The organism is Lewinellaceae bacterium, from assembly GCA_020636135.1.
Classification (GTDB): domain Bacteria; phylum Bacteroidota; class Bacteroidia; order Chitinophagales; family Saprospiraceae; genus JAGQXC01.
Genome location: JACJYK010000010.1, coordinates 1 through 1,238 on the forward strand (window position 1 = coordinate 1; position 1,238 = coordinate 1,238).

At 49.3% G+C, this 1,238-nt stretch carries 2 protein-coding genes; both read left to right on the plus strand.

The genetic code is table 11. From position 1 onward, the window contains the following. A partial coding sequence (locus tag H6570_22655; GenBank protein ID MCB9322094.1) for a tetratricopeptide repeat protein occupies window positions 1-536 on the plus strand: 536 nt, incomplete at its 5' end. Between the two features lie 75 nt (window positions 537-611). Continuing rightward, on the plus strand, window positions 612-986 hold the full coding sequence (locus tag H6570_22660; protein ID MCB9322095.1) for a transposase: 375 nt from the start codon (window positions 612-614) through the stop codon (window positions 984-986). Window positions 987-1,238 lie beyond the last annotated feature (252 nt).

Genomic DNA, 1,238 nt, shown 5'->3' on the forward strand with positions numbered 1-1,238 from the left:
GGACGCAAATGCTGCAGGAGGCCGTCGGCCATCTGCGGGAAGCCGTCAACCTGCACCCCGACTACAAAAATGCCTGGTTGCTGCTGGGCAATGCCTTCAATTATCTGAAACAATACGAAGAATCCATTGCCGGCTACAAACACGCGCTCGATATTGATCCGGGATACCAGGAGGCCATCAATAACCTGGGGATCACCTATCGCGATGCCGGCAAATTCTACGGCGAGGTTCAGCACGACCTGGCCAAATCCATCGGATACCTGGAAGAAGCGTATAAACTGCGACCGGATGAGTATGAAACAGTCCGGCTGCTGGGCGTGGCATACGGCATCGGGAACAACCCGCGAAAAGCCGTCGAGTATTTTGGCATCGCCACAAAATTACAGCCTCAAAACGCCGATGCCTGGTTCAATCTGGGTTTGGCCTGGCACAGCGCCGGAGATGCGGCTCAGGGAGACGCCTACATTCAAAAGGCGAAGGAGCTGGATCCGACGATACTGGATAAGCGGGGGGAGAGGGAGGGAGGGAGAGAGTGAGAGAGTGAGAGGGTGAGAGGGTGAGAGAGGGTGTCTGTTCCTGAAATAGGTTGACATGATTAACTTTGCAAAATCATGAACAAAGGAGTAAAACAGCGTAAAACGATACGCTACAGTGAGTCATTTAAGATGGAAGTAATCCGTCGGATGGAAACGGAGGGATTAAGTGCTACAGGAGTAGCGAAGAAGTATGAGATCAAAGGGACCAACACGGTAAAGAAGTGGTTGGTACGCTATGGCAAGAATCATTTATTGTCGAAACAAGTACTGGTAATGGATATCAAAGAACAAGATGTGGTCAAACGTTTAAAGCAAGAGAATGAAGAGCTTCGCAAACTGGTGGTGAACCTTCAGTTGGAAAGCCTGGCCAATGAAAGCTATCTGGAGATAGCCTGCGAACAATTGGGCGTAGACAAGGAGTCATTAAAAAAAAAGCGGGATCAAAAGTGATGCTCCGTGTTCATTCCAAGCTGGGAATACGGAAACTGGCCATTAGCATCCAAATGATTTGCCAATATTTCAGATATAGCCGAGCGGCTTATTACAAGAGCCAGGAGCAAAGCCTTCAGGAGTTGGATCAAAACGATACGGTATTGAATTTGGCGCATCGGGAACGATACTTGCAGCCCCGATTAGCTACCGATAAAGTATTTCGATTACTTCAGCCGGAGTTGGCTGCCAGATCCATTAAGATGGGTCGGG